This is a genomic window from Bradyrhizobium sp. MI1.10, from assembly GCF_055811035.1.
This window is the reverse complement of record NZ_JBVVPN010000129.1, coordinates 1-1579: the sequence shown is the minus strand read 5'-3', so window position 1 is coordinate 1579 and position 1579 is coordinate 1. Positions and strand designations below refer to the sequence as shown.

The window sequence follows — 1579 nt, the reverse complement described above, 5'->3', positions numbered from 1 at the left end:
TTCAAGGTATGGAAGAAGCTCTCCATCGGGGCGTTGTCGTAGCAATCGGCCTTGCGGCTCATGGATGCGGTGATGTTGGCGTCGGTAAGAGCATCGCGATAGGCGCGTGAGGCATACTGGGCGGATTCAAACGGTCGTCGCAACACTCGCACATTGGAGGTTGCGATGAGTATTGGAGGACGGAGATCGGCACGATCTGGACGAGCGCCAATGCCATCGCCGGGGCGGCCACAAGTTGCGGGGCGTGATGAACAGGGCAGATTTTGGCGAGGGATTGCCGCGGGGCTAAGCAGTGAAGAAGCTGCGCTTGAAGCCGGAGTATCGCAGCCTGTCGGATATAGATTGTTCCGAAAGGCGGGCGGCATGCCACCAGCAATGTTCAGATCCTCGGCAAAGCCGCTCTCCGGGCGGTACCTGTCGTTTGCCGAGCGCGAGGAGATCGCACTTCTCAAGGTGCAGGGCCACTCCATGCAAGAAATCGGGCGCCGCCTCGCTCGGTCCGCCTCGACAATCTCCCGTGAACTGCGACGCAATGCAGCTACCAGAAGCGGCGGGTTGGAGTATCGTGCGACGACTGCCAAGTGGCATGCAGACCGATCGGCATGTCGGCCCAAACTGACCAAACTTGCGCTCAACAAAACCTTGCGCACTTATGTGGAGGAGAGACTTGCCGGCGTCGTCGTGGCACCGAGCGGCGCTTCCGTTCACGGTCCGGTCGTTCCGTGGAACGGTCGCCGGCATGGCCCGCGAAGAGATCGGCGATGGGCCAAGGCCTGGAGCCCGGAGCAGATTGCCCGACGCTTGCCGATCGACTTCCCGGACGACAACACGATGCGCATCAGCCACGAAGCCATCTATCAGGCTCTCTTCGTTCAAGGCCGGGGAACGCTACGCCGCGAACTGACGGCCTGCTTGCGAACGGGGCGCGTGCTAAGAGTGCCCAGAGCACGCGTAAAAAGGCGAGGCAAGGGCTTTGTCTCGCCGGAGATCATGATCAGTCAACGTCCCGCCGAAGCAACCGATCGAGCAGTGCCGGGACACTGGGAGGGAGACCTCATCCTTGGTCTTGGCAGCTCAGCGATTGGTACGCTGGTCGAGCGTACAACCCGGTTCACGATGCTGCTGCATCTTCCCCGCCTCATGGGGCACGGCGAAGCTCCGCGCATCAAGAACGGGCCTGCGCTCGCGGGACACGGCGCTGAAGCCGTACGGGACGCGATTACTCGCACCATCATCACCTTGCCACAAGAACTGCGGCGTTCGCTGACCTGGGACCAAGGCGCCGAAATGGCCCAGCACGATCGTCTCAAGATCGATGCAGGCGTTCAGGTCTACTTCTGCGATCCGCAAAGTCCATGGCAGCGCGGAACTAACGAGAACACCAACGGGCTGCTGCGTCAGTACTTCCCGAAAGGCACTGACCTCAGCGTCCATAGCGTCCATGACATCACCGCCGTTGCTGCCGTCCTCAACGCCCGACCGAGAAAGACGCTGGGATGGAAAACGCCGGCGGAGGCGCTTGACGATTGGCTATCATGAGTGAACAAGATCGCTGTTGCGACGATCGTTTGAATCCGCC

The 1579-nt window shown here is 61.1% G+C and carries 1 protein-coding gene; it reads left to right on the top strand.

The window, feature by feature from the left end; genetic code table 11:
• The first annotated feature begins 165 nt into the window (after positions 1–165).
• The gene (locus AC0L3K_RS40550; RefSeq protein ID WP_473368199.1) at positions 166–1539 is read left to right on the top strand and encodes an IS30 family transposase; all 1374 of its coding nucleotides are present in this window, start codon (positions 166–168) and stop codon (positions 1537–1539) included.
• Positions 1540–1579: the final 40 nt, after the last annotated feature.

Bases quoted from the DNA above. Each gene is read 5' to 3' on its own strand.
- AC0L3K_RS40550 (WP_473368199.1), top strand. From the start codon at position 166: ATGAGTATTGGAGGACGGAGATCGGCACGATCTGGACGAGCGCCAATG.